Origin of the sequence: Cupriavidus pauculus (genome assembly GCF_022179805.1) — a bacterium.
Taxonomy (GTDB): Bacteria; Pseudomonadota; Gammaproteobacteria; order Burkholderiales; family Burkholderiaceae; genus Cupriavidus; species Cupriavidus pauculus_E.
Genome location: NZ_BPUO01000004.1, coordinates 399,019 through 422,705, shown reverse-complemented (window position 1 = coordinate 422,705; position 23,687 = coordinate 399,019). Strand labels below are relative to the sequence as shown.

At 67.7% G+C, this 23,687-nt stretch carries 22 protein-coding genes; 12 read left to right on the top strand and 10 right to left on the bottom strand.

Translation table 11 applies throughout. The features are described 5' to 3' along the window. Window positions 1-38: 38 nt before the first annotated feature. Window positions 39-803, top strand: a complete 765-nt coding sequence (locus MFF62_RS10600) for a sulfite exporter TauE/SafE family protein (RefSeq protein WP_238262885.1) — start codon at window positions 39-41, stop codon at window positions 801-803. Between the two features lie 6 nt (window positions 804-809). Here MFF62_RS10600 and MFF62_RS10595 read toward each other — a convergent pair whose 3' ends face one another. The 4 genes from MFF62_RS10595 to MFF62_RS10580 form a co-directional block, all read right to left on the bottom strand. Next, window positions 810-1,508: an RES family NAD+ phosphorylase gene (locus MFF62_RS10595; protein ID WP_238262883.1), complete on the bottom strand. Its 699-nt coding sequence runs from the start codon at window positions 1,506-1,508 to the stop codon at window positions 810-812. Next, window positions 1,505-2,041: a hypothetical protein gene (locus tag MFF62_RS10590; RefSeq protein ID WP_238262881.1), complete on the bottom strand. Its 537-nt coding sequence runs from the start codon at window positions 2,039-2,041 to the stop codon at window positions 1,505-1,507. Before MFF62_RS10590 ends, MFF62_RS10595 begins: the two co-directional genes overlap by 4 nt. A 121-nt stretch (window positions 2,042-2,162) precedes the next feature. Beyond that, window positions 2,163-2,786 (bottom strand): DUF938 domain-containing protein, encoded by a 624-nt coding sequence (locus MFF62_RS10585; protein WP_238262880.1) that lies wholly within the window; start codon window positions 2,784-2,786, stop codon window positions 2,163-2,165. A 99-nt stretch (window positions 2,787-2,885) separates the two neighbouring features. Beyond that, entirely contained in the window at window positions 2,886-4,871 is a 1,986-nt protein-coding gene (locus MFF62_RS10580) for a PhoX family protein (protein WP_238262878.1), read from the bottom strand. Window positions 4,872-5,083: 212 nt separating this feature from the next. Between MFF62_RS10580 and MFF62_RS10575 the strand changes: the two genes are divergently transcribed. The 8 genes from MFF62_RS10575 to MFF62_RS10540 all read left to right on the top strand — a co-directional run bounded on the left by MFF62_RS10575 (window position 5,084) and on the right by MFF62_RS10540 (window position 12,684). Then, on the top strand, window positions 5,084-5,689 hold the full coding sequence (locus tag MFF62_RS10575; RefSeq protein WP_238262876.1) for an IMPACT family protein: 606 nt from the start codon (window positions 5,084-5,086) through the stop codon (window positions 5,687-5,689). A gap of 4 nt (window positions 5,690-5,693) precedes the next feature. Further along, on the top strand, window positions 5,694-6,008 hold the full coding sequence (locus MFF62_RS10570) for a 2Fe-2S iron-sulfur cluster-binding protein (protein WP_238262874.1): 315 nt from the start codon (window positions 5,694-5,696) through the stop codon (window positions 6,006-6,008). 169 nt (window positions 6,009-6,177) lie between these two features. After that, the gene (locus MFF62_RS10565) at window positions 6,178-7,431 is read left to right on the top strand and encodes an SfnB family sulfur acquisition oxidoreductase (RefSeq protein ID WP_238262872.1); all 1,254 of its coding nucleotides are present in this window, start codon (window positions 6,178-6,180) and stop codon (window positions 7,429-7,431) included. 1 nt (window position 7,432) lies between these two features. Then, window positions 7,433-8,683, top strand: coding sequence for an SfnB family sulfur acquisition oxidoreductase (locus MFF62_RS10560; protein WP_238262870.1), 1,251 nt, complete (start codon window positions 7,433-7,435; stop codon window positions 8,681-8,683). Next, window positions 8,683-10,050: an LLM class flavin-dependent oxidoreductase gene (locus tag MFF62_RS10555; protein WP_238262868.1), complete on the top strand. Its 1,368-nt coding sequence runs from the start codon at window positions 8,683-8,685 to the stop codon at window positions 10,048-10,050. The genes MFF62_RS10560 and MFF62_RS10555 overlap by 1 nt, the downstream gene beginning before the upstream one ends. A 30-nt stretch (window positions 10,051-10,080) precedes the next feature. Then, complete coding sequence (locus MFF62_RS10550; RefSeq protein ID WP_238262866.1) at window positions 10,081-10,908, top strand: MetQ/NlpA family ABC transporter substrate-binding protein; 828 nt, start codon at window positions 10,081-10,083, stop codon at window positions 10,906-10,908. Between the two features lie 11 nt (window positions 10,909-10,919). Further along, a complete protein-coding gene (locus MFF62_RS10545) occupies window positions 10,920-12,050 on the top strand; it encodes a methionine ABC transporter ATP-binding protein (protein WP_238262864.1) in 1,131 nt (376 codons plus the stop codon). After that, window positions 12,031-12,684 (top strand): methionine ABC transporter permease, encoded by a 654-nt coding sequence (locus MFF62_RS10540; RefSeq protein ID WP_238262862.1) that lies wholly within the window; start codon window positions 12,031-12,033, stop codon window positions 12,682-12,684. Before MFF62_RS10545 ends, MFF62_RS10540 begins: the two co-directional genes overlap by 20 nt. A gap of 14 nt (window positions 12,685-12,698) precedes the next feature. Here MFF62_RS10540 and MFF62_RS10535 read toward each other — a convergent pair whose 3' ends face one another. The 3 genes from MFF62_RS10535 to MFF62_RS10525 form a co-directional block, all read right to left on the bottom strand. After that, window positions 12,699-13,829 (bottom strand): extracellular catalytic domain type 1 short-chain-length polyhydroxyalkanoate depolymerase, encoded by a 1,131-nt coding sequence (locus MFF62_RS10535; RefSeq protein ID WP_238262860.1) that lies wholly within the window; start codon window positions 13,827-13,829, stop codon window positions 12,699-12,701. Between the two features lie 124 nt (window positions 13,830-13,953). Further along, a complete protein-coding gene (locus MFF62_RS10530; protein ID WP_238262858.1) occupies window positions 13,954-14,310 on the bottom strand; it encodes an antibiotic biosynthesis monooxygenase family protein in 357 nt (118 codons plus the stop codon). A 30-nt stretch (window positions 14,311-14,340) separates the two neighbouring features. Beyond that, entirely contained in the window at window positions 14,341-15,543 is a 1,203-nt protein-coding gene (locus MFF62_RS10525; protein ID WP_238262856.1) for a cytochrome P450 family protein, read from the bottom strand. Between the two features lie 177 nt (window positions 15,544-15,720). Here MFF62_RS10525 and MFF62_RS10520 point away from each other — a divergent pair, with 177 nt between their 5' ends. Continuing rightward, window positions 15,721-17,298: an EAL domain-containing protein gene (locus MFF62_RS10520; protein WP_238262855.1), complete on the top strand. Its 1,578-nt coding sequence runs from the start codon at window positions 15,721-15,723 to the stop codon at window positions 17,296-17,298. A 309-nt stretch (window positions 17,299-17,607) separates the two neighbouring features. Continuing rightward, the gene (locus MFF62_RS10515; protein ID WP_238262853.1) at window positions 17,608-19,590 is read left to right on the top strand and encodes a putative bifunctional diguanylate cyclase/phosphodiesterase; all 1,983 of its coding nucleotides are present in this window, start codon (window positions 17,608-17,610) and stop codon (window positions 19,588-19,590) included. A gap of 18 nt (window positions 19,591-19,608) precedes the next feature. On the opposite strand, the gene panE is transcribed toward MFF62_RS10515, so the two are convergent. After that, entirely contained in the window at window positions 19,609-20,529 is a 921-nt protein-coding gene (gene panE / locus MFF62_RS10510) for a 2-dehydropantoate 2-reductase (protein WP_238262851.1), read from the bottom strand. A 545-nt stretch (window positions 20,530-21,074) separates the two neighbouring features. Here panE and MFF62_RS10505 point away from each other — a divergent pair. Further along, window positions 21,075-22,328 (top strand): Hsp70 family protein, encoded by a 1,254-nt coding sequence (locus MFF62_RS10505; protein WP_238262849.1) that lies wholly within the window; start codon window positions 21,075-21,077, stop codon window positions 22,326-22,328. 20 nt (window positions 22,329-22,348) lie between these two features. Here the strand turns inward: MFF62_RS10505 and MFF62_RS10500 are convergent, their stop codons facing one another. Together MFF62_RS10500 and MFF62_RS10495 are read right to left on the bottom strand one after the other, a co-directional pair. After that, window positions 22,349-22,747, bottom strand: a complete 399-nt coding sequence (locus MFF62_RS10500) for a cupin domain-containing protein (protein WP_238262848.1) — start codon at window positions 22,745-22,747, stop codon at window positions 22,349-22,351. Between the two features lie 180 nt (window positions 22,748-22,927). Next, the gene (locus MFF62_RS10495) at window positions 22,928-23,536 is read right to left on the bottom strand and encodes a response regulator transcription factor (RefSeq protein ID WP_238263104.1); all 609 of its coding nucleotides are present in this window, start codon (window positions 23,534-23,536) and stop codon (window positions 22,928-22,930) included. Window positions 23,537-23,687 lie beyond the last annotated feature (151 nt).

Here is a 23,687-nt window from a genome sequence, read left to right as displayed (position 1 = left end):
TCGGGCGCTTGCTCGTTCGCCCCCGCCCCTGATTCGCCATGCCTGACCATTCGCTGTTGTCCGCCCTGCTCATCTTCGGACTTGGAGGGCTGCTTGGCGGCGTGGGCGGCCTCTTCGGCATCGGCGGCGGCCTGATCGCGATTCCTGCGCTGGGCCTGCTCTACGGCATGGACCAGCAACTGGCGCAGGGCACTTCGCTCGTCATGATCGCGCCCAACGTCTTGATCGGCTTCTGGCAATACCGCAAGCGCGCCGACATCGACCTGAAGACCGCGGTCGTCCTCGGCCTGTCCGCCGTACTCGCAACCTACCTCTCGGCCCGGCTCGCCACATCGATCGACGCCGCACTGCTACGTCGCATCTTCGCCGTCTTCATGATCGGACTGGCGCTGTACTTCCTCTGGCGCCTGCTCCCCGGCCGCTCTACGACGCATCAGCAAGCCCGCGTTTCCACGGCGTGGATCCCCGCCGTCGGCGTCGTCGGCGGCGCGTTCTCGGGCTTCTTCAGCGTGGGCGGCGGCGTGGTCGCCGCACCGGCACTGGTGGGCCTGTTCGGCATGCGCCAGGCTGCAGCGCAGGGCCTGGCCCTGGCGTTGGTGACACCAGGCGCCGTCGTCGCCCTGCTCACCTACGCCCACGCGGGCCATGTCGACTGGTACAGCGGCATTCCGCTGTCGCTCGGGGGCATGCTCACGATCTCGTGGGGTGTGGCGCTGGCCCACCGCATGCCGGAGCGCCGCCTGCGCGCCGCATTCGCCGTGTGCCTGATTGCCACGGCGCTGGTGATGCTGGTGCGGGGGTAGGCAGCCTTACACAGCCATCTGACGGTTTTCCACTTCCGCGAGACAGCACGGATCCCGGCGTAGTTCACGGTGGAACGGCATCTGGCCAAAGCGGGACGTTTGGACCGTGATCGATCGTCGCCAATCCTTCAGGTAATCCGAGTGGATGGCCACTGCGGAACGATTGCGCATTCGCCTGGATGGATAGCGGATACCGATCACACCAGTGCGCGGGTGGAGTTCGGATAGCACGTGGTGTAACTCCATGCCTAGGCGCTGGCACCATTTGTGGTTGGGTTGCGAGATGCGGTCGTAGAGCCCGAGCCGGGTGCCCGTGCTACCGCCAAGTTCTAGCAGTGGCAGATCAGTCTCCAGCCGGAAAACAGCCAATAACCCAGTTTCAGCCGCGCCACGATCCACTTTAAAGAAGCCTGGACGCTTCTTGCTGGTTTTGCAGAACTGGCCTTCCCAAACCGCAGTGGCGACATCTTCGGCGGCATACACCCAATAGAATGGGAAACCGGCCTCGGCATTCCGTGCCGAATCCGGAGGTCCCCAACGATACGTATTGGAGACCGATTCCGGCAACACCTGCTCCGGGGATCGAGCCGCCCTGACCAGCCACGTGCCACGACGCAATACGCATACGCTGTCCGCAAGGATCTCGATCAGGTGGCTGCGGGGTGGCATCGGAGCACAAGGATTGTCGCGAGCGTACGGACTCATACGCTCACCCCCGTCCGCTCCGCCACCTCGTACTTGTAGTGATCCATCACGATCTGCTGCCGCCTGGCATCGGGCTCGGCAAGGTAGCTGGCCTGGTCCAGGTCTACCCATTGACGCGTGATGAACAGTTTGCCGCAGAGCACCTCGGCTGGCGTCAGATCCAGCAGATCATCGCCGTGGTCCGACCAGAAATCGCTTGTGTCGAAGCGATTCTCACGCAGCAAAGCCATAACAGGCGGCATCAACCTCCGTGCCGGCTCCAGGAATTGCCATACCGGCAGCTCCTGGCACCGTCTGTCCGGGTCCCACTCCACGCAAAACTCGCCGGCCTCGATGGCTTGCGTCAGCGCTTCGATGGACAAGTCGACAAGCCGGTTCTCGATGACCTCGGCGGGCGTCAGCCCCTTGATCGGCAGGCAGAACACCTCGCGCATCGCCCGGTACAGGTCGTGCGCGCCGTGGTCAGGCTGGGGCACCTGAGACAGGCGATGGGTTTCGATGATTTCCGCGACAGCTAAGGCTTCGGCATGCATGGCCGGGCTCCTGGTTGAACACCACGAAGCCCAGCGTAGAGATGGAGCGATGGCCGCTCAACCACCGTCACAGCAATGTCGCAATCCTTAACGCTTCCACAACATTCCGTGCGCGAAGCCCTCAACCCGCCTTGCGAAACACCAGGCTGAAGTTGTTGGCCGGCATCGGCACCGGTTCGTCGCAGGTCAGGCCGTGCGCCGCGCCAAGCGCGATCACGTCTTCCATGTCGCGCACGCCCCATTCGGCATCGGCCACTTTCAGTTGCCGGTCGAACGCTTCGTTGCTGGGGGCCGTATGGGCGCCATGGCGGCGGTAAGGGCCGTACAGGTACAGCACGCCGCCCGGGCCGAGCCGCTTTCCCGCGCCGGTGAACAGCGCTTCGGCAGCGGCCCAGGGCGCAATGTGGATCATGTTGATGCAGACGATGGCGTCCACCGCGTCGATGCCCCACGGCTCCTGCCGGACGTCGATGGCCAGCGGCGGCAAAACGTTCGCAAGCTGCGCGTGGGCCGTCCAGGCGGCAATCGATTCGCGGTGCGTGGCATCGAGGTCGCTCGGCTGCCAGGTCAGCCCGGGAAGCGCCGCCGCAAAATGCACGGCGTGCTGGCCGGTGCCGCTGGCGATCTCGAGCACCGTGCCCGATTGGGGCAGCACGCCGCGCAACACGGCCAGGATGGGCTCGCGGTTACGCTCGGTGGCGGGCGCCATGCGGCGCGCGGTCAGGTCGGCGGCGGGCTGGGTCATGGGGTCTCCTGTGGGGTTGCGCCGGTCGGAATGCCGGTCGGCAAGCCCACAGGGTAGCAGGCCCGCGGCGCCTGCGTGGTCAGACAGCGTCGGTGCCGCCTAGGCGCGCTTGCCCAGCCGCAGCGCAGTCGGGGTGGCGGTGAGATAGCCCACCGCGGCGCCAAAGCGGTCCTTGTATTTGGCGCGCACCAGCGGGTCCAGCTTCGCGCGCACCTTGTCGTGCAGGCCCTTTTCCCAGTCGCCGGCATGCTGGAAGTTGCTCATGATGTAGGTCCAGCCGTGGATTTCGTCCACCGCATGCAGGCCGGTGGATTCGGCGCCAGCCGGGCACGACAGCACGCGCGCCAGTTGCTTCGTGTCGACGTTGTAGGCCCACAGGAAGTTGTTCACGTGCGTGTTGCTGTCTTCGCCAATGAACAGCGTGCGCAGCGACTCCGAGAACTTGAGGTTGTCCGGCGTGGCCACCTTGTCCGGGTTGGCGTAGTTGCCCAGCGCATCCTGCGCCTTCTTGAAGCCGCCGCCCAGGTCTTCGGACACCAGCGCCGGCACGGGCGCCATGTCCACCGGCACCCATTCGCTGTCGATGCGCGCACCCGCGCGGTCGGTCTGCGCGTCGCGCAGGTTCAGTTCGTAGACCGCGCCCGAATACGGCCCTTCCACGCGGATGTCGCCGGCATTGGCCGCGTGGCCGGCCAGCATGCTCGATTCGATGCGGGAGATTGCCGAGTACGCCTTGCGGTCGGCGATGTTGACCGTGGTGCCTTCCATCTTGGTAAAGCCCAGGCTGCCGCCCACCAGCGCGGCGTAGCGGTGGGTTTCCAGAAAGGCCGCTGCCTTTTCCTGGCCCGGCTTGAGCTTGACCCAGTTAGGCTTGCCGTCGAACAGGATGCGCGTGTAGGCGGCGTCTTCCGGGTCCTTGAACTGGACTTCCATGATGTCGTCGATCTTCACGCCGCCGTCCACCAGCTTGCGGATCTCGTCGCTGGTGGCGCTGCCGAGCGGAATCCACGACAGCGTGGCCGCGCCCGGGCCGGTGCCCGATGTCTGCTGCCATTTGGCCACGTACAGCTTGCCGGCCGACAGGTCGCGCGCACGGTCGGCCACGAACATGAACAGCCCACCGTTGGTGGCATCGTCACCCATCAGCACCGTGCGCTCGTCGGGCATTACCTGCACGAGTTCATGCGAGATGCGCCCCATGCAATAGTGCTTGCGGATCGATCCCGTGCCGTCGGGATGCACGGTGACCTCGGGCAGATGGCCGTAGTTGTAGGGGTTGGCGCGCGACGCATCGCCATACAGGTGCTGGCTGAAGCCGCGCAGCTTCTTGTCGGTGGCCGCGCGGGCCGCGTCGGGCTCGTATTCCTCGCTCGACAGGTGCGTGTTCCACGGCGACAGGCTCGCGCCGCAGGTGATCCACAGCCCGTTCACGCCTGACGTATCCACGTTGTGATACTGCACCAGGCTCAGCTTGCCGGTCTTCGGGTCCTGGTCCAGCGTCAGCACGGCGATGGGCGACGGCAGCATGCCATGCATCTCGGCATCGGCCTGGTCGCGCGACGTGTACTCGAACTGCACCACCGCGAACACGGTATTGCCCTTGACGCCGCGTACCTTGGCGTTGCGCAGCGTCAGCAGCGAGCTGCCATCGGGCGCATCGGAATAGAACGGCCGCGACTTGCCTGGCACCGAGTCGTCCAGGATCGGCCGGTTCTGGATGTCGTAGTAGCCACCGGCCAGCACCCGGTTGCCCTTGCCGTCCGGCACCAGGTCTCCGGTGACGAAGAACGGCTGGTAGGCCAGCGTGTAGGTCTGTTCAGTGCCGTCGGCGTACGAAACCTTCAGCGACGACCCCACCGTCGTGGTGGCCATGGCCGCCGGATTGTCCAGCGTGGGCGCAGCCATGCCCGTGAACGTTGCCGATGCAAACGCGGCGCCCGCCTTGCGGCGCGGTGCGGCAAACGCCGCCTCCATGGCGGTCATGCCGCCCACCAGGCTGGCGGCGGCAGCGCCGAGCGGCAGCATCGGGGCTCCACCAAGGATCTTCAGGGCACGGCGACGGGAAAGGACGTTCTGGTCGGACATGGTTGTTCGTGGGTGGTGGCAGTCGGACGCTGCCGTTTCCATGTGGGAAGTGGGAATTCGGGAATTCCGGTTGTGGGCCGATATCGGCCCCGTCCGGATCTTAAGACGGTTTCGTGACAGTCATTTGACCGTCGGCAAGCTGTCACACAAACGGCCCCGCCGGCGCCTGCGCTACACTCGCCCTCCTGCCTGCCTTTAGCCCCAAGCCCGCCTTGCCCACGTTCACCCTAGCCGCCCCGGTCCACGCCGACATCGAGATACGGAAAAGCCGCTTTATCGCGCTGGCCGTGCCCGTGCCCGACCGCGAATCGGCCATGGGCGTGATCGCGGACCTGCGTGCGCAGCATCCGGCCGCCACTCACGTGTGCTGGGCGCTGCTGGCGGGCGGGCAGTCGGGCATGTCCGACGACGGCGAGCCATCGGGCACGGCCGGACGACCGATCCTGGAAGTGCTGCGCCATCACGACCTGGATGGCGTGCTGGCCGCCGTGGTGCGCTACTACGGGGGCATCAAGCTGGGCGCCGGCGGGCTGGTGCGGGCCTATACCGATGCGATTGCGATGGCGCTCAAGGACGCGGCACGCATCGAGCGCATCGCCTATGCCACGCTGACCGTGCAGGTCGACTACGCCGACGAACCGCGCGTGCGCCGCTGGATCGAGCAGCATGCCGAGGCCGGCTGCTCGCTGGCCGACACCGGTTACGGGGCGCTCGCCACGCTGACGATCCGCCTGCCTGCCACGTTGCGCGACCAGGCACATGCGGACCTGCGCGATGCCACGCACGGCCGCGCCGGCTTTCCGGACATCGACGAGTAGTTTTATGACCGCGCCGCAGCCCGAACCGTTCGACGACGACCGCGAGTTCTCCGCCCAGGTGCTGCCGGGCGGCGCACGCTTTGCCGCGCCCGCATCGCTGACGCTGCTCGAAGCTGCATTGCTCGATGGCGTGGCACTGCCCAGTTCATGCCGCAATGGCACGTGCCGCGCCTGCATGAGCCGCCTGCACGCGGGCAGCGTGCGCTACCGCATTGCATGGCCCGGCCTGAGCCCCGACGAGAAGGATGACGGCTTCATCCTGCCGTGCGTGGCGTGCCCGACCAGCGACGTCACCATCGAGCCGGCCGGCCCGGCCTGACCCCTCTCCCCCACGCCCGTTTGCAAGAACGACAGCGTATGGTCTTATGCGCCGCGTTCGCCTATGGATAGACGGAACGCGTCGTTCGCGCTGCGCAAACGCCGCAGTATCGTGTCGGAACACCGCTGTGCCACAGGCAGTCCCGCCTGGCCGCGCATCCCGATTCTCGATGACCGACCTTTCCGATATCCACGCCGTGCAGCCGCGCGAACCGCGACTTCCCGACCCCGCCCGCGTGCGCCGCCTGCGCGACGACGCCGAAGCCATCGAAGCCGCGCATGCGCTGGCGGCCGTGTTCCGTGACGGTGCGTCCGCGCGCGACCGCGAGCGCCGCCTGCCATGGGCGGAACTCGATCTCTGGTCGGAGAGCGGCCTGGGCGGCATCACCGTGCCGCGTGCCCATGGCGGCGCAGAGGTGTCCTACGTCACGCTGGCCGATGTATTCGCGATCATCAGCGCGGCCGACGCGTCGCTGGGCCAGATTCCGCAAAACCATTTCGGCCTGCTGGGCGTGCTGCGCGAAGCCGGCACCGAAGCCCAGAAGCGCCGCATCTACGCCGAAGTACTGGCCGGGCAGCGGCTCGGCAATGCCGGGCCCGAACGGCGTTCGGCCGGCAGCCGCACCGTGCTCGACGGCACCACGCGGCTGCGCCGCACGTCGCAGGGGCTGCGGCTCAGTGGCACGCGCTACTACTCCACCGGCGCGCTGTTCGCGCATCGCATCCCCACGCGTGCGCTGGACGATGACGACCGGCCGGTGCAGGTCTGGGTGCCGCGCAACGCCGCCGGGCTGACCGTGGTGGACGACTGGTCGTCGTTCGGCCAGCGCACGACGGCCAGCGGCACGGTGGTCTTCGAGCACGTGTCGATCCAGCCGGACGACGTACTGCCGCTGTGGCAACTGGCCGACAAACCCGGCCTCTACGGCGCCAATTCGCAACTGATCCAGGCCGCGATCGATCTCGGCATCGCACAGGCCGCTTTCGACGACGCCGTCGCCTTTGTCCGCGACCATGCACGCCCGTGGATCGACTCGGGCCTGGCGCGCGCCAGCGACGATCCCCATCTGATTGCCGACGTGGGCCGGCTTGCCATCGACATCGAAGGCGCGCGGGCCGTGCTGCGCGAAGCCGCGCTCGTGCTCGACGAGATCGCCACGCAGCCAGTGTCCGCTGAATCGAGCGGCCGCGCGTCGGTTGCCGTGGCCGAGGCCAAGGTGCTGACCACCGAGGCCGCGCTGCATGCCAGCGAGAAGCTGTTCGAACTGGCCGGATCGTCGGCCACGCGCGCAAAGCACAACCTCGACCGTCACTGGCGCAACGCACGCACCCACACGCTACACGACCCCGTGCGCTGGAAGCTGCATCTGATCGGCAACTACCAGCTCAACAACGCGCTGCCCCGCCGGCATTCCTGGAACTGACATGTCCCTGCTATTCACTCCCCCTCCGGCCGATGGCCGCGTGGGTCCCGCGCCCGCGCCCCGCGCCGTGCCCCACGTCATTGCCGACGATGCCGAAGCCATCGCCATCGCGCATCGCCTGGCCGCGCAATTCGCACCGGGCGCCGCCCAGCGCGACCGCGAGCGCGTGCTGCCCTGGGACGAACTCGAAGCGTTCAGCGCCAGCGGCCTGTGGGGCATCACTGTCCCGCGCGAGCACGGTGGCGCGGGCGTATCGGCCGAGACACTGGCCGAGGTCATCGCCATCATCGCCGCTGCCGACGGCTCGCTGGGGCAGATTCCGCAAAACCATTTCTATGCGCTGGAAGTGCTGCGCGTGGGCGCCACGCCCGCCCAGCAGGCATTCTTCCATCAGCGCGCACTGGCCGGCGAGCGCTTCGGCAATGCGCTGGCCGAGATCGGCCACAAGGACTTCAAGCGCCGCACACGACTGACGCGCGATGGCGATGGCTTTCGCGTCGACGGACAGAAGTTCTATTGCACGGGCGCCGTGTACGCCCACTGGATTCCGACACTGGTGGTCACGCAGGACGATGGCCGCGACGTGACATGGCTGGCGTTCGTACCGCGCACCGCCGATGGCGTCACCATCACCGACGACTGGGACGGCTTTGGCCAGCGCGTCACCGGTAGTGGATCGGTGGCCTTTGACAACGTGCGCGTGGAAGCCGACTGGGTGGTGCCGTTCCTGGCGTCGTTCGAGCGGCCCACAACCATCGGTCCGTTCGCGCAGCTACTGCACGCGGCGATCGACCTGGGCATCAGCCGTGGCGCGCTGGCCGCCACGCTGCCTTTCGTGCGCGACCGGGCGCGGCCCTGGATCGATGCGAACGTGGCCAATGCCAGCGACGATCCGCTCACGCTGCATCACATCGGCGAAGTCCAGGTCAGGCTGCGCGCGGCCGAGGCGCTGGTCCGCCGCGCGGGCCGCATCGTCGAAGCCGCACAGAAGGCGCCCGATGCGCACAGCATCGCGCAGGCTTCGCTGGCGGTGGCAGCGGCACGCGCCGCCACCACCACGGCGTCGCTGCTGGCCGGCACGCGGTTGTTCGAACTGGGCGGCACGTCCTCCACGCTCGACCACCAGGGCCTGGACCGCTTCTGGCGCAACGCCCGCACACATACGCTGCACGACCCCGTGCGCTGGAAGTACCACGCGATCGGCAACTATTACCTCAACGACACGCCGCCGCCACGGCACGGAGCCATCTGATGGCGGACACACCACGGCGGCAACACATCCTGCTCAACGCGTTCAACATGAACTGCGTCGGGCACATCAACCATGGCCTGTGGACGCATCCGCGCGACCGTTCCGCCGACTACAACACGCTCGACTACTGGATCGACCAGGCGCGCACGCTTGAACGCGGGCTGTTCGACGGGCTGTTCCTGGCCGACATCGTCGGCGTCTACGACGTCTATCGCAACAACGTCGACGTGACGCTGCACGAATCTATCCAGTTGCCGGTCAACGATCCGTTGCTGGTGGTGCCGGCCATGGCCGCCGCCACGCGGCACCTCGGCTTCGGCGTGACGGTGAACCTGACCTACGAGCAGCCATACCTGCTGGCCCGGCGCTTTTCCACGCTCGACCACCTGACGCGCGGCCGCATAGGCTGGAACATCGTCACCGGCTACCTGGACAGCGCGGCCCGGGCGATGGGGCTCGACGCGCAGCTTGCCCACGACGAGCGCTACGACCGCGCCGACGAGTACCTGGACGTGCTCTACAAGCTCTGGGAAGGTAGCTGGCAGGACGACGCCGTGCGGCGCGACAAGGCCGGCCGCGTGTTCGCCGATCCGGCCCGGGTGCGCCAGGTGCACCACCACGGCCGCTACTACAAGGTCGATGGCTACCACCTGTCGGAGCCGTCGCCGCAACGCACGCCCGTGCTGTTCCAGGCGGGCAGCTCCGGGCGCGGCCAGCGCTTTGCCGCGCGCCATGCCGAATGCGTGTTTATCTCGCCGCCCAGCAAGGAAGCGGCACGCAAGACGGTGCAGGCGCTGCGCGAGCAGCTGGTGGCGGCTGGCCGGCGGCCCGATGACGTGAAGGTCTTCATGGGCGCGGCCGTGGTCACGGCCCCGACCGCAGCGCAGGCGCGCGAGAAGCACGCCGAATACCGCGACTACGCCAGCCGCGAAGCCGGCCTGGCCCACTTCGCGGCCAGCACGGGCGTCGACTTCGGCCGCTATGGCCTGGACGATCCGGTGGACTACGGTGGCGGCAACGCCATCGAATCGGCCACCAAGACGGCGGCCCAGCAAGGCTGGACGCGCCGCAAGCTGCTCGATCTGTTCGAACTGGGCGGGCGCTATCCGGCCATCGTCGGCGATCCGTCGCAGGTGGCCGACACGCTGGCCGAATGGATCGACGAAACCGGCATCGACGGCTTCAACCTGAGCCGCACCGTGGTGCCCGAAAGCTACGAGGACTTTGTCGACCTCGTCGTGCCCGCGCTGCAGGACCGTGGCCGCTACAAGACCGCCTATGCCGACGGCACGCTGCGGCAGAAGCTGTTCGCCGAAGGCGACCGTCTGCCCGCGCGCCATGCCGCCGACGCCTTCCGCAATCTCTGACCATCCCAATCCGCTTCGAGTCCAACCACAATGAAACTGTCTTCCGCCCTCGCTCCGCTGTTTGTGTCGCTGCTGACCTCGTTCGCGGCGCTGTCCCCGGCTCACGCCGCCCCACTGCGCATCGGTGTCACGCCTGGCGCGCTGGCCGATTCCGTCGAAGTTGCCGCCACCGAGGCCCGCAAGCAGGGGCTCGACGTCAAGGTGGTGGAGTTCACCGACTGGACCACGCCCAATGTGGCGCTGTCGGCCGGCGACCTCGACGTGAACTACTTCCAGCACCAGGCGTTTCTCGACAATGCCGTCAAGGAACGCGGCTACAAGTTCCGCGCCGTGGCTACCGGGGTCTTGTCCAACATCGGGCTGTACTCGAACCGCGTGAAGCGCTTTGAAGACCTCAAGGACGGCGCGCGCGTGGGCGTGGCCAACGACCCGGTCAACCAGGGGCGCGGGCTGTTGCTGCTGCAGAAGGCCGGGCTGATCAAGCTGCGCGATGGCGTGGGCGCGAAGGGCAGCGTCAACGACATCGTCGGCAACCCGAAGAAGCTCAAGCTGATCGAGGTGGAAGGTCCGCAGCTGGTGCGCGCGCTCGACGACGTGGACCTGGCGCAAGGCTATCCGGCCCACTTCGTCAACGCGGGCAAGCCGCAGGTCGCAGGGGCCGGGCTGCTGTACTCGGGCATCGACGACACCTACTTTGCCATCCGCTTCGTCACGCGTGACGACAACGCGGCCGACCCGCGCGTGGCGCGCTTCGTGCGGATCTACCAGGACTCGCCGGCGGTCCGCAAGCAACTGGCCAGTTCCTTTGCCGACAACGCCAAGCTCTACAGCCTGCCGTGGCTCAAGACGCAACCGTGACAGGCCACCCCATGACCACGCTCACTGCATTGCTGCGACGGGGCCTGCCGTTCACCACCGGGGCGGGCGACACCGTACGCGCCGTCCCGCGCCCGGCCACGGACCATGCCGCACCGGCCGGCGGCCATATCCGGTTCGAACAGGTTTCGAAGCGCTATGCCAGCGCCGCCGGCACCGTCCAGGCGCTGGACGGCATCGACCTGGAGATTCCGGCCGGCCGCATTTTCGGCATCATCGGCCGCAGCGGTGCCGGCAAGTCGTCGCTGCTACGGACGATCAACGGGCTGGAGTCGCCGACCGAAGGCCGCGTGCTGGTGGACGGGCACGATGTCGCCACGCTCGACGACGACGGACGTGTGGCGCTGCGGCGTCGCATCGGCATGATCTTCCAGCATTTCAACCTGCTGTCGGCCAAGACCGTGCGCGAGAACGTGGCGCTGCCGCTGAAGGTGGCCGGCGTGCCGCGTGACGCGATTGCGCGGCGCGTGGACGAGGTACTGGCGCTGGTGGGGCTGCAGGACCGCCAGCACAGCTATCCGGGCCGGCTGTCGGGTGGCCAGAAGCAGCGCGTGGGCATTGCGCGTGCGCTGGTGCACCGGCCCGAGATCCTGCTGTGTGACGAAGCCACCTCGGCGCTGGACCCCGAGACCACGCAGTCGATCCTGCAGTTGCTGCGCGACATCAACCGGCGGCTCGGCCTGACCATCGTGCTGATCACCCACGAGATGCGCGTGATCCGCGAGATATGCGACGACGTGCTGGTGCTGGAGCGCGGCAACATCGCCGAGACCGGCCCCGTGTGGCAGGTCTTCGGCAATCCACGCCACGCAGCCACGCAGGCGCTGCTCGCGCCGCTGGCACCCGCGGTGCCCGAGGACATTGCCGCCCGGCTGGTGGCGCAGCCGCCGGCGTCGGGCACCTATCGGCGCATCGGTGCCCTGCACTACGCCGGCAGCGCCCGGCCACCCGAACTGGCGGAGCTGGGCACCTTGCTGGGCGTCGATGTGCGCCTGCTGCATGCCAGCGTCGATCGCATCCAGGGCCATACGCAGGGCCAGTTGCTGCTGTCGCTGCCCGGCAGCGGCACCATCCCGTCTACCCCGACCTTCCGGACACTTGGCTATGTCGCCGATCCTCATTGAACGACTGTTGCAGGGCTTTCTCGATACGCTGACGATGGTCGGCGCGTCGGCGGCGATTGCCGCGCTGGCCGGCATTCCGCTGGCGCTGGTGCTGGTGGTGTCCGCGCCGGGCGGCGTGCGTCCGGCGCCAAGACTGCATCGCGTGCTGGGCGGCGTGGTCAACGGCTTCCGCGCCACGCCGTTCATCGTGCTGCTGGTGGCACTGCTGCCCTTCACGCGGCTGGTGGTGGGCGCGACTATCGGCGTCTGGGCGGCTGTGGTGCCGCTGGCGGTCAGCGCCACGCCGTTTTTCGCGCGCATTGCCGAAGTGAGCCTGCGAGAGGTGGATGCGGGCCTGGTCGAGGCCGCGCAGGCCATGGGTTGCCGACGCCGGCATATCCTGCTGCACGTGCTGCTGCCCGAAGCCTTGCCCGGCATCATCGGCGGCTTCACGATCACCGTGGTGTCGCTGATCGGCGCATCCGCCATGGCGGGTGCCGTGGGCGCCGGCGGCCTGGGCGACCTGGCGATCCGATACGGCTACCAGCGCTTTGACACGACGCTCATGGCCGTCGTCATCGTGATCCTGATCGCGCTGGTCACGCTCGTGCAGGCGGCCGGAGACCGGTTCGTGCGGCGGCTGCATGACCGCTAGGTTGCCGCCGCGCTTCAGTCCGTTGCCGTTCCATTGACCGAGAAGAAGCGCAGGGCGATCTTCAGCGCGTCGGGGCCGGCCGGGTCGGAGAATGCCTGGCCGGGCGCGCCGCCGCTCCAGGCGTGGCGCAGCCCTTCCACCTTGACCACACGCAGGTAGGGGCGCGCGCCGGCCTGCCAGTCGAACACGTCCACCGCGCGGCGCGTGCCACGGCGCACGCGCTTGACCGGCAATGCCTTGGGCGCCGGTGCGCCCGGTGGCAGCAGGTCCAGCCACATGGCCGCCGTGGACGTGGCGTTGTCGTAGGACACCACGCTGTCTTCGTCACCATGCAGCAACAGTAGCGGCGGCGGACGCTGCCCGGCCAGCGCGAAGCGCGCCGCGACAAGATCGGGCGCGCGCTCGCCGCGCATGGCCTTGGGCGCCTGCGTGGCGTTGACGGCGCTGTACGGGGCCGCCCCCGAGTGCGAGCCGATGGCGGCAAACCGGTCGGGATAACGCAGGCCAAGCATCATCGCCATGGCGCCGCCCGCCGACAGGCCGAATGCACACACGCGGTGCGCCATCACGGCATAGCGCTGGCACACGTGATCGATCATTGACATCAGCAGCGCGGTTTCCGAAGCGCCGCGCGCCGCCGGCCGAAACCAGTTCCAGCAACGCTGCGGATTGGCCTGTACCGACTGTTCGGGCATCAGCACGACCCACCGCGCGTCGCGGGCCACCGTGGCCACGCGGGCGCAGGCGGCAAAGCTGGCCGCGTCCTGGCCGCAGCCATGCAGCAGCACCAGCAGCGGGGCGGGCCGCGCCGCACTGACGCCGGGCGGCACGAACACCCGATAACGGCGCTGCGCCAACCGGCCGATGCCCAGGCTGAAGCCCCATTGCCCTTCTTCCCACGATCCGCCGCCAGCGCGGCTGACCGGGGCGCGGGCCGGGGTCACCACGCCGGTCACCACCTGGCGCGCGGCCTTGCCGACGGCCTGCCCCATCGCCTTGCTCATGGCCTGGCTCTGCTGCTTGGCCGCGCGCAGCATCGGATTGGTCACGGTCTTGGTGACCGTGCGGCCGAACTCGCGTGCGCTGCGCGTCGCCTGTTTGCTCAGCATTGCCCACAACTTCGTGCCGCCCGTGCGCCGTTTCATCCCGCATCGCCCTTTCGTGTCGGTGCTGCATGGTCAGACCTCTGCTGCGATGATGCACGAGTCTACGGGGCGAATATGTCAGATTGTCACGAATGCCAATGTCGGCGCCCGCCGGCCGGAGCCATCAATGGCCGGCGGCGTCGTGCGCCTGCCGGCTGTCGGCCGGGGCTTCCTCCCGTTCATGCAGGCCGTAGTCGCGCAGCACGTGCGCCACGCGCAGCCGGTAGTTGGCGAACACGCCGCCACGCCCCGCCGCCTGCGCGCGGCGGTGGTCGATCGTATTGCGCCAGGCCAGCACGGCGGCCTCATCGCGGAAGAACGACAGCGACAGCAGCTTGCCCGGTGTGGTCAGACTCTGGAAGCGTTCCACCGAGATGAAGCCGTCGATGGCCTCCAGCGTCGGCTTCAGGTGGGCGGCGATGTCGAGATAGTTGTCCTGGCGTCCCGGGGCGGGTTCGACTTCGAAGATCACGGCAATCATGGGGGCTCCGTTCTGGTAGTTATATGAGGGTCAAGCGGGTTGCGCGGCGAACTGCGGAATGCGGGCGTTCACCGATGGCCGATAGCGTACGCCATCGGCCAGGCGCGCGGGCTGCAGGCCACGGCCCAGCAGCGCCTGCACCGTGCAGGCGGCCAGTACCCGGGCAAGTGCGTCGCCGGGGCAGCCGTGGCGGCCGGCGCCGAATGTCCAGGCCCGGTTGCCGGGCGCCACATCGGCCGCCGGGTCGCCTGCCGGATCATGCGCGGCACCGGCCAGCAGCACCAGCACGGCATCGTTGGCGCGCACCGGCTGCCCACACAACGTGGCATCGGCCGCCATGAAGCGGCGCGTATTCTGCACCGGCGGGTCCATCCGGGCGACTTGCGCCACCCGCGCATCGATATCGATGTCACCCGGTGGGCGGCCCGAGCGGCCCAGGCTGACCAGCGTGTTGCCGACCAGCCCCGCCGTGGCTTCGCACGCCTGGATCATCAGCCCCACGGCGTTGGCGATCAGCACGGTGCGGTCGATACCGGCCAGCGCGGCGTCGCGGGATAGCGCCTGCAACAGGCTGCCATCGGGCGCCGACGGCTCGCACGCCGCCACGCATTCCCCCAGCCATTGCGCGGCCGCCGCGCCGGCCTGCACCTCGGCCGGCGTGGCCAGCGGCGACATGGCCGTGGCAAACGTGGCAACAAAGCCCGCCACGCGCGTGGCCACATGGCCAGCGTCGTCGCGCTCCAGCGGCAGACCCAGCAGGTCGGCCATGGCCAGCACCGGCAACGTGAACATCCAGCGATTGGCCTCGTGGGCATCGTCGTCCGTCATGCGTGGCAGCGCCGTGGCCAGGGCGTGGGCGCGCACACGCGCCAGGCCCAGGTCCAGCGCCGCCAGCCGCCGCAGCACGATCGATTTCAGCGCGGCGTGCGCCGGGCCATCGGTCATGCGCACCAGCCGGCCGAACAGGTCGCCCGCCGCGCCACCCGCCAGCGCCGGCGGCACCGGCTGGCTGGCCGGACGCACCCGGGCGGCGGGGTGATCCAGCACTTCGGCCACGGCCGCCGCGCTGGCGGTCACCCACAGCTTCAGGGTGGCGTCGAAGTAAAACGGCCGTGTGGCAGCCAGGTCGCGATACCACGGATAGGGATCGCGGTGCACCACGGCGGCAATGGGGTCGGCCGGCATGGTGGCCGTGCGAAGCGACTCTGGCAGGACATCGGTTAGGGCAGGCATGGCGGTGTGTGCGGCGAGCTGACGATGGATGGATAGTCGCAGCTTGCCGGCCCGGAATGCTTCGGCACGTCGTGAAATGTCGAATGCATGGCCGATCCGGTCCATGCATGCGCAATATCAGACGGATGGCGGGGGGTCATCTGCTATGCTGCCTCGCACTCCTAACCGCCTACTCCGATGACCCGGCGACTCTGGCTCTTCATGTTCTGCGTGGTAGCGCTAGGCGTCTGCGGCCCGGTGGCGCTGACCACGTGGCTGTCACGCGAGTTTGCCGAGCAACTGTTCCGCGAACGCGTGGACGAGTTCACCGGGCGCGCGCTGCTGCGCGTGGAGGTGGTGGCGCGCGAAGCCATCCAGGCCGCCCGCCAGGCCGACCGCTTCACCGGCGACGCCTGCAGCCAGGAACACCTGGACGCCATGCGCGAAGCCGATCTCCAGCACCGCTATACACGCCTGATCACCTATTTCGACAATGGGCAGCTGCTGTGCTCCTCGTCGTCGTTTCCGGGCGCCCTGCGCAGTATCGAAGGACAACACCAGCCCTGGATTGCCTTGCCGCACCTGCAGGCCGCGTATCGCCTGGGCACCGCCGGCAGGCTGCCGCGCGGGGTGCAGTTCCGCGTTGGCCGCCACGTGGCCATCGTCGATGCGCAGTTCTTCATCGACATCGTGCCGCTCGACGCGCAGATCCGGCTGGGCATGGTCGATGCCACGTCGGGCGAGGTGGTCGCGGCCTGGAACGACACCGATGCCGCCACGCGGCAGGGTGCATGGGCCGGCAAGCAGGACGGCCAGGTGCATGGCGGCCGCTATCTGGACGTCAAGGAATCGCCGATGCTACCGTTCGCGGTGGTGGCCTACGAGCCGTCCGGCGAGTTCGCGGGTACCTGGCTGAAGTTGCTCTACGTCGGCCTGCCCGTGGGGCTGGTGATCAGTGCGCTGGCCACCTGGCTGATGCTGCGCTGGGGCCGGCATCTGCGCAGCCCCAAATACACGCTGCTGAACGCCATCCGGCGCGAGGAATTCTTCGCGGTGTACCAGCCCGTGATGTCGCTGGCCGATGGCCGCTGCATCGGCGCCGAGGCGCTGGTGCGCTGGCGCCTGGCCGATGGCACGATCGTGCTGCCCGACCGGTTCATTCCGATGGCGGAGTCCGTGGGGGTCATCCACGCCATCACCCAGTGCGTGATCAATGCCGTGCTCAGCGACCTGGGCCCACACCTGGCCGCCAACCCCGCCATGCATGTCTCGATCAATCTCTCCCCGGACGACTTCCGTGCGCGCGACACCCTGCCAGTGCTGAGCAACGCGCTGGCCAGCACTGGCATTCGCGCGCGACAGGTCTGGGTCGAGGTCACCGAACGCGGTTTCGCCAACGACGCCACCTGCCGCGACACCATTGCCGCGTTCCGCCGCGCCGGCCACCCGATCCTGATCGACGACTTCGGCACCGGCTATTCGAGCCTGGCCTACCTGCACGACCTCGATGTGGACGGGCTCAAGATCGACAAGGCGTTTGTCGGATCGATGACCACCGACGCGCCGTCGAAGTCGGTCGGGCCCCATATCATCGACATGGCAAACGCGCTGGGCATCCGCATGGTGGCCGAAGGCATCGAGACCGAGGCCCAGTGCGTGGCGCTGCGGCAACGTGGCGTGCAATTCGGCCAGGGCTGGCTGTTCGGCAAGGCCATGCCCGTGGCCGATTTCCTGGCGTTCTGGCAGCAGCACGGCAAGCCGGCGCCCGACGCGTGACGCGCGGCCCGGACGCAATCGTTCCGGCGCGGCACACGTTTGGACCTATACTCGCCGTTTTCGACGCTGGATTTCGGGGACATGCCGGCGTCGCGGAAATTGACGGCACCACGGTTCATGAACCCGTCATCGTGCCGGCTGGCACTGCGACGGAGTCAAAACACAAAAACGGCAGGAACCGGGTAATTCTGGACGCGGAAGACCCCATGCGTGTTTCGCACGGATGGCGGTGGGCATGAACCCATGAAAACAACAAATAGCGCTGGCGGAGCGCTGAACACCCTGCGTGCGTCCGATGGAGCCGCCGGCATGACTGCTGGCGCCCTCGATGCATCGCAGGCGCGACTCACACGGCATGACCAGTTGCTGGCCGTGCGCCGCACGGTACGGCTGTCGATCCCGATCAACATCATCCTGGGCCTGTGCGTGCTGGCCGTGGCCTGGCATGCCGGGCGCGGCGCCACGGCGGGTGCGTGGTTCCTGGTATCGCTGCTCTGGAACGTGCTGCGGATCTGGATGTGCCAGGTGCCGGTGACCCGCGCGGGCATTGCCGCTCGCGGTGACGATGCCAGGGTGGCGGCCACGGTGACGCGGCACCTGCGCATCCATTGCACGCTGGCCCTGCTGTCCGGCCTGACGTGGGCCACGATTCCCGTGCTGTGCGACGGCTATACGTCGCCGCAAACGCTGTTCTACCTGACCGTCGTTTGCGGCATCACGGCCGGTGCGGTCACGCACGGCTTTGCGTACGCGCGCATTCCCCTGTGCTTCATCACACCGCCGCTGCTGTCGGCCGCCGCGTGCCTGTTCTGGTTCGGCAACTTCGACAAGTACTGGCTGGCCGGCACGACGGTGCTCTACCTGGCGGCACTGATCCGGTGCACGCTTGAAAGTGAACGGCAGATCCGGCATTCGATCCGTCTCAAGAACGAAGCCACGGCGCTGCAGGATTCGCTGCGCATCGCGCATGACCACGCGGTGAACCGCGCCGACGAGATGTGGACGCTGGCCAGCCTGGACCCGCTGACCGGGCTGTTGAGCCGCAGCGGCTTCTTCGACCGCGCCAACAAGCGCTTTGCCAACGGCATGAGCGGGCGGCATTGCCTGCTGCTGCTCGACCTGGACGGCTTCAAGCTCATCAACGATGCGTTCGGCCACAAGGCCGGCGACGGCGTGCTGCGCGAGGTGGCCCGCCGGCTCGAAGCCGTGGCGGGGCCGGACATGCTGGTGGGCCGCATGGGCGGCGACGAATTCATGCTGCTCTACGATCCGTTCGCGGCGTCGGATTGCCCGTCGTCGCTGGCCGCGCGGCTGATCGAAGCGGTGCGCCAGCCGCTGGATGGGTACGAGTATTGCGCCCTGGGCATCAGCATTGGCATCTGCAAAGGGCCCGACATCAGCCTGGACGACATGCTGCTGTTTGCCGATGCCGCGCTGTACGCCGCCAAGCGCACCGGCCGCAACGGTTGCTACGTTTTCGACGAAGACCTGCACCGGCATCTGCAGATGCAGCGCGATATCGAGCGCGACCTGCCGCGCGCGCTGTCCGACGACAAGCTCGAAGTCTGGTTCCAGCCGATCTTTGGCGAAGGCGGCACGCAGGTGCGCAGCCTGGAAGCCCTGCTGCGCTGGAAGCACGCCCGCCATGGCTGGGTACCACCGCCGGAGCTGGTGTCGGTGGCAGCGGCCTCGGGGTTGTCCGAGACGCTGCTGCGCGCCACGCTGTCGAAGGTGTGCCGGATGTCGAAGGCGCTGGAGGCCGAGGGCGGCCCGCGCATCCCGATCGCCATCAATCTGTCGCCACGCGAAATGGCCCAGGTGGATATCGACACCCTGCTGCTGACCACGCTGGACGAATGCAAGATCGAACCCGGCATGCTGACCGTGGAGATCACCGAGGAAGTGGCGCTCGACGTGGTAGCCGTGCAGGGCAAGCTCGCCAACATGGCCAATGCCGGCGTGACCATCGCGCTGGACGACTTCGGGGTGGGCTACTCGGGGCTGGGCGCGCTGCGCCAGCTTGGCGCGGCCTGCGTGAAGGTGGACCGCAGCTTCATCACCGACATCGCCCGCTCATCGCGCAACCAAGACCTGATGCGCGCGGTACTGGCGCTGGGCCGGTCGTTCGGCTTCGAAGTGGTGGCCGAAGGCGTGGAACACGAGGCCGACCGGCAGACGCTGATCGGCATCGGCTGCCACGCCATGCAGGGCTACCTGCTGGCGCGGCCCATGCCGGCGGCGGATCTGTTGTCGTGGCTGCAGACACGCACGGCACAGGCCAGCGTGTCCTGAGCCGGTGGCGTCAGCCCATTAGCCGCGTGCGCGGCGGGCCTCGTAGGCCTTGAGGTTGGTCAGCGCCAGGGTCAGCGTCGGTGCCGCCACGCTGCCACGGCGCGCGATCAGGTCGCCCACGATCTGGTCCGACTCGATGGCGGCACCGCGCTCCACGTCACGCAGCATCGACGCCATCAGCGGCGACCCATCGGCAAACAGCGTGTTGCGCGCCTGCTGCAGCGCCGGATCGCGTACCGGGTAGCCATTGGCCACCGCAATCGACGCGCATTCCTGCAATAGCGCGTCGATGGTTTCGCGGCCGCGCGGGGCAGCCAGGATGTCGCCGACGGTGGCGCGCATCAGGCAGGTGGACGCTGCCAGCGTGGCCAGGAAGAACCATTTTTCCCACATGTCGTGCAGCATCGCGTCGCTGCGCTGCACGTCGAAGCCGGCGTTGCCGAACGCTTCGGCCAGCGCCTGCGCGCGTGGCGTGTTGCCCGCCGGGCGTTCGCCAAACGACAGCACGTGGAATGCCGACAGATGCAGGATGGTGCCCTGCTCGTCGAGCGTGGAAGAAATCATGCAGCGGCCGCCCATCACGCGCGCGGCGCCAAAGCGGGCATCTAGCTGGTCCAGGTGGCGCATGCCGTTGAGCATCGGCACGATCACGGTGTCCGGGCCCATTGCCGGGGCGATGGCATCCATGGCGCTGTCAAGGTCATACGCCTTGCAGCTCAGCAGCACCACGTCGTACGGCTCGCGGATCTGTTCGGACAGGACGATGGGGGGCTTGGCGATATGCAGGTCGCCTTGCTGGCTCTTGACGCGCAGGCCATGCTCGGCCAGTTGGGCGGCACGCCGCGCCCGCACCAGGAACGTGACATCACGCCCGGCCTGCAGCAACCGCGCACCGAAATATCCGCCAATGGCGCCCGCGCCAACTACCAGAATTCGCATCTTCGACTCCCAGGTCCAGCCCGGCACCTTGCCAGGCGATGCGCCATTCTAGTGGGGTTCCGGCAACGCTGCCGGGAGGCGGATCGAGGCGCCGCTGTCAGGCGCCGGTCATGCAAGAGGGGCCGTCGTAGCCGCATCCGCGGCCCGTGCGGCCCCTCTCGCCGTGGGGGCTCATGTGAGCAGATTGAATACGAACCCTAGTGCGATGGCGCCGCCCAGTGCCTCCAGCGTGGCCAGCGCCAGCAGTTCGTGGAAAATGCGTGATTCGTCCTGCTTGGTCACCATGGTATTGTCTCCAGTCGGTTTTCCAAACGGCCGGCCGGTGCGGAAGCACCCGTCGGTCACACTGCAACCTGCAGCTTCAGTAGACTGCAACGGCCGTGTGGAGAACAGTTGGCACAAACCCGCATGGGGTGATCCCCGATGGATGGCCGCGCTGTGCGTTTCAACCCGACGCCAGGAAAACCCCTACAATAACGCCCCGCGCAACGGCGGCACCTGTCGCGCGCCGTCTGCCTTCCGCTGCACCTGAACCCCTGATTTACATGACCACAAACGCTTGCGGCGTCGACTTCGGCACGTCCAACTCCACCGTCGGCTGGCTCCGGCCCGGCATGCCCACGCTGCTGCCGCTGGAAGACGGCAAGTCCACGCTGCCGTCCGTGATCTTCTTCCACGCCGAAGACCCGCTGGTCAGCTACGGCCGCGCGGCGCTGGCCGACTACCTGGCCGGCTACGAAGGCCGCATGATGCGGTCGCTCAAGAGCCTGCTGGGCACGTCGATGATGGACGACAGCACCGAGGTCATGGGCCAGGCCATGCCGTTCCGCAAGCTGCTCGCGCATTTCATCGGCGAGCTGAAGGGCCGTGCCGAACGCGTCGCCGGCCGACAGTTCAGTGCCGCCGTGCTGGGACGCCCGGTGCATTTCATCGACGAGGACCCCGTCGCCGACAAGTTGGCCGAGGACACGCTGGCCGAGATCGCGCGTGACGCGGGCTTCAAGGACATTGCGTTCCAGTACGAGCCGATTGCCGCGGCCTTCGACTACGAGGCCGGGATCAGCAGCGAGGAACTGGTGCTGGTGGCGGATATTGGCGGTGGTACATCGGACTTTTCGCTGGTGCGGCTGTCGCCGGAACGCGCGAAGAAGATCGACCGCCGCGAAGACATCCTGGCCAACGGCGGCGTGCATATCGGCGGGACCGATTTCGACCGTGCACTGAGCCTGGCCAGCGTGATGCCGCTGCTGGGGCTGAACAGCCAGTTGCGCAACGGCAAGGCCATGCCGTCCGGCCAGTATTTCGACCTGGCCAGCTGGCACACCATCAACCTGATCTACACGCGCCGAGCGTGGGCCATCGTGATGGACAACTACCGCGACGCGGCCGACACCGAGAAGCTCGACCGCCTGATCAGGCTGATCAAGGAACGTGCCGGCCACTGGCTGGCCATCCAGGTGGAGGCCGCCAAGATCGCGCTGTCCGAAAACACGCTGACCACGATGGACCTGGCACGCATTGCGCCGGACACCACGCTCGATATCACGCGTGAGGACTTCGACCAGTCCATCGACAAACTCGTGAGCAAGACGGCCAGCACCGTGCAAGGCATGCTGAAGACGGCGGGCGTGCCCGCCGATGGCGTCGACACCATCCTGTTCACGGGCGGCTCCAGCAGCGTGCCGATGCTGCGCGAGCAACTGGCACGCCTGCTGCCCGGCGCGCGTCGTGTGGAAGGCGACCTGTTTGGCGGTATCGGTTCGGGCCTGGCGCTGGACGCGGCGCGCAAGTTCGGCTGAGCCGCGCCTCTGCTTGCGCCTTACTTCTTCAGTTCAACCAGCGGCGCGCCCTGCTTCACGATGTACGTGGCCAGCTCCGACGCCTTGCCGGTGCCCACGTTACGCGCGGAATGCGCCACGCCTGACGGAATGAACAGCGCCTGGCCGGCCTTCAGCGTCACTGGGGCGCGGCCTTCAAGCCGGTATTCCAGCGTGCCTTCCAGCACATAGGCCACTTCCTCGCCCGGATGCGTGTGCGCGGGCGCGAAGGCGCCAGCATCGAAATCCACGCGGACCTGCACAGCCTCATTGCCGGGCACCGAGATCGCCTGCTGCACAAGATCGGTGCGATGGATGCCGGGCGCCTGCGCATGCGCGGCCTGCAACAGCCCCGCGCCCAGCATCAGCAGCGTGGCAGCAACAAGGCGAACAGGTTTCATGGGGCGAATCGTCGTCATGGGAATCCTCCGTACTCGAACAATGGCTAGTGGAGGCCCCATTTCACCGATACCGTGTATCGGTGGCGTATCGCGCGGGCTTGCTTCCTGTCAGCTACCGTAGGAAAGCACGGCGCCAGACACAGTGGGATACGAAGAAGCGGGCCGGAGCCGGCCCTGAACTTACTGCTCGGCGCGACAGAGGCCGATCTGCTGGGCCATCAGCACCAGGTCGGCAAATGTGCGCGCGTGCATCTTGCGCATGGCCTGGCCACGATGGATCTTCACCGTGACCTCGCTGATGCCGATCTCGCCGGCAATCTGCTTGTTGAGCAATCCCGACACGGCCATGCCCATGACTTCGGCCTCGCGCGGCGTCAGCGTGGCGTAGTGGGCACGGATCTCGTCCACGCGGCGCAACCCCCGCCGGCGCAGCCGGTCTTTCTCGATGGCCGCCGACACCGCATCCAGCAGGTCCTGGTCGCGGAACGGCTTGGCCATGAAATCCTCGGCGCCAGCCTTCATGGCCGTGACCGTCATCGCAATGTCGCCGTAGCCGGTCATGAAGATGATCGGGATATGCACCCCCATCTGGCCCAGCCGGGTCTGCAGGTCCAGCCCGCTGGGCCCGCGCAGCCGTACGTCGAGCACCAGGCAGCTAGGTACGTCCGGCAGCTTGAACTCCAGCAGCTCGGCCGCCGACCCGAACAGCGCCACCGGCATTCCCACTGAACGGAACAGGTTGCCAAGGCCGGCACGCAGCATGGCGTCGTCGTCGACGATCAGTACCATCGATTCGTCGGCCACGCCGGTATCGGCAAGGTCCCCGCTCTGGGAAGTCACGGCTTTGGTTCTCCAATAGGGTGTTGGCGCCGGTCAATGGCGCCGCCCCGCATTTCAGCACAGCGGCGGACGCTGCGCCACCCATACCATCGGCTGAGTG

What these genes read in the sequence shown, in the direction of transcription:
- MFF62_RS10600 (WP_238262885.1), top strand. Translation starts at nt 39, where the DNA reads ATGCCTGACCATTCGCTGTTGTCCGCCCTGCTCATCTTCGGACTTGGA.
- MFF62_RS10595 (WP_238262883.1), bottom strand. Translation starts at nt 1,508, where the DNA reads ATGAGTCCGTACGCTCGCGACAATCCTTGTGCTCCGATGCCACCCCGC.
- MFF62_RS10590 (WP_238262881.1), bottom strand. Translation starts at nt 2,041, where the DNA reads ATGCATGCCGAAGCCTTAGCTGTCGCGGAAATCATCGAAACCCATCGC.
- MFF62_RS10585 (WP_238262880.1), bottom strand. Translation starts at nt 2,786, where the DNA reads ATGACCCAGCCCGCCGCCGACCTGACCGCGCGCCGCATGGCGCCCGCC.
- MFF62_RS10580 (WP_238262878.1), bottom strand. Translation starts at nt 4,871, where the DNA reads ATGTCCGACCAGAACGTCCTTTCCCGTCGCCGTGCCCTGAAGATCCTT.
- MFF62_RS10570 (WP_238262874.1), top strand. Translation starts at nt 5,694, where the DNA reads ATGACCGCGCCGCAGCCCGAACCGTTCGACGACGACCGCGAGTTCTCC.
- MFF62_RS10565 (WP_238262872.1), top strand. Translation starts at nt 6,178, where the DNA reads ATGACCGACCTTTCCGATATCCACGCCGTGCAGCCGCGCGAACCGCGA.
- MFF62_RS10560 (WP_238262870.1), top strand. Translation starts at nt 7,433, where the DNA reads ATGTCCCTGCTATTCACTCCCCCTCCGGCCGATGGCCGCGTGGGTCCC.
- MFF62_RS10555 (WP_238262868.1), top strand. Translation starts at nt 8,683, where the DNA reads ATGGCGGACACACCACGGCGGCAACACATCCTGCTCAACGCGTTCAAC.
- MFF62_RS10550 (WP_238262866.1), top strand. Translation starts at nt 10,081, where the DNA reads ATGAAACTGTCTTCCGCCCTCGCTCCGCTGTTTGTGTCGCTGCTGACC.
- MFF62_RS10545 (WP_238262864.1), top strand. Translation starts at nt 10,920, where the DNA reads ATGACCACGCTCACTGCATTGCTGCGACGGGGCCTGCCGTTCACCACC.
- MFF62_RS10540 (WP_238262862.1), top strand. Translation starts at nt 12,031, where the DNA reads ATGTCGCCGATCCTCATTGAACGACTGTTGCAGGGCTTTCTCGATACG.
- MFF62_RS10535 (WP_238262860.1), bottom strand. Translation starts at nt 13,829, where the DNA reads ATGAAACGGCGCACGGGCGGCACGAAGTTGTGGGCAATGCTGAGCAAA.
- MFF62_RS10530 (WP_238262858.1), bottom strand. Translation starts at nt 14,310, where the DNA reads ATGATTGCCGTGATCTTCGAAGTCGAACCCGCCCCGGGACGCCAGGAC.
- MFF62_RS10525 (WP_238262856.1), bottom strand. Translation starts at nt 15,543, where the DNA reads ATGCCTGCCCTAACCGATGTCCTGCCAGAGTCGCTTCGCACGGCCACC.
- MFF62_RS10520 (WP_238262855.1), top strand. Translation starts at nt 15,721, where the DNA reads ATGACCCGGCGACTCTGGCTCTTCATGTTCTGCGTGGTAGCGCTAGGC.
- MFF62_RS10515 (WP_238262853.1), top strand. Translation starts at nt 17,608, where the DNA reads ATGACTGCTGGCGCCCTCGATGCATCGCAGGCGCGACTCACACGGCAT.
- panE (WP_238262851.1), bottom strand. Translation starts at nt 20,529, where the DNA reads ATGCGAATTCTGGTAGTTGGCGCGGGCGCCATTGGCGGATATTTCGGT.
- MFF62_RS10505 (WP_238262849.1), top strand. Translation starts at nt 21,075, where the DNA reads ATGACCACAAACGCTTGCGGCGTCGACTTCGGCACGTCCAACTCCACC.
- MFF62_RS10500 (WP_238262848.1), bottom strand. Translation starts at nt 22,747, where the DNA reads ATGAAACCTGTTCGCCTTGTTGCTGCCACGCTGCTGATGCTGGGCGCG.
- MFF62_RS10495 (WP_238263104.1), bottom strand. Translation starts at nt 23,536, where the DNA reads ATGGTACTGATCGTCGACGACGACGCCATGCTGCGTGCCGGCCTTGGC.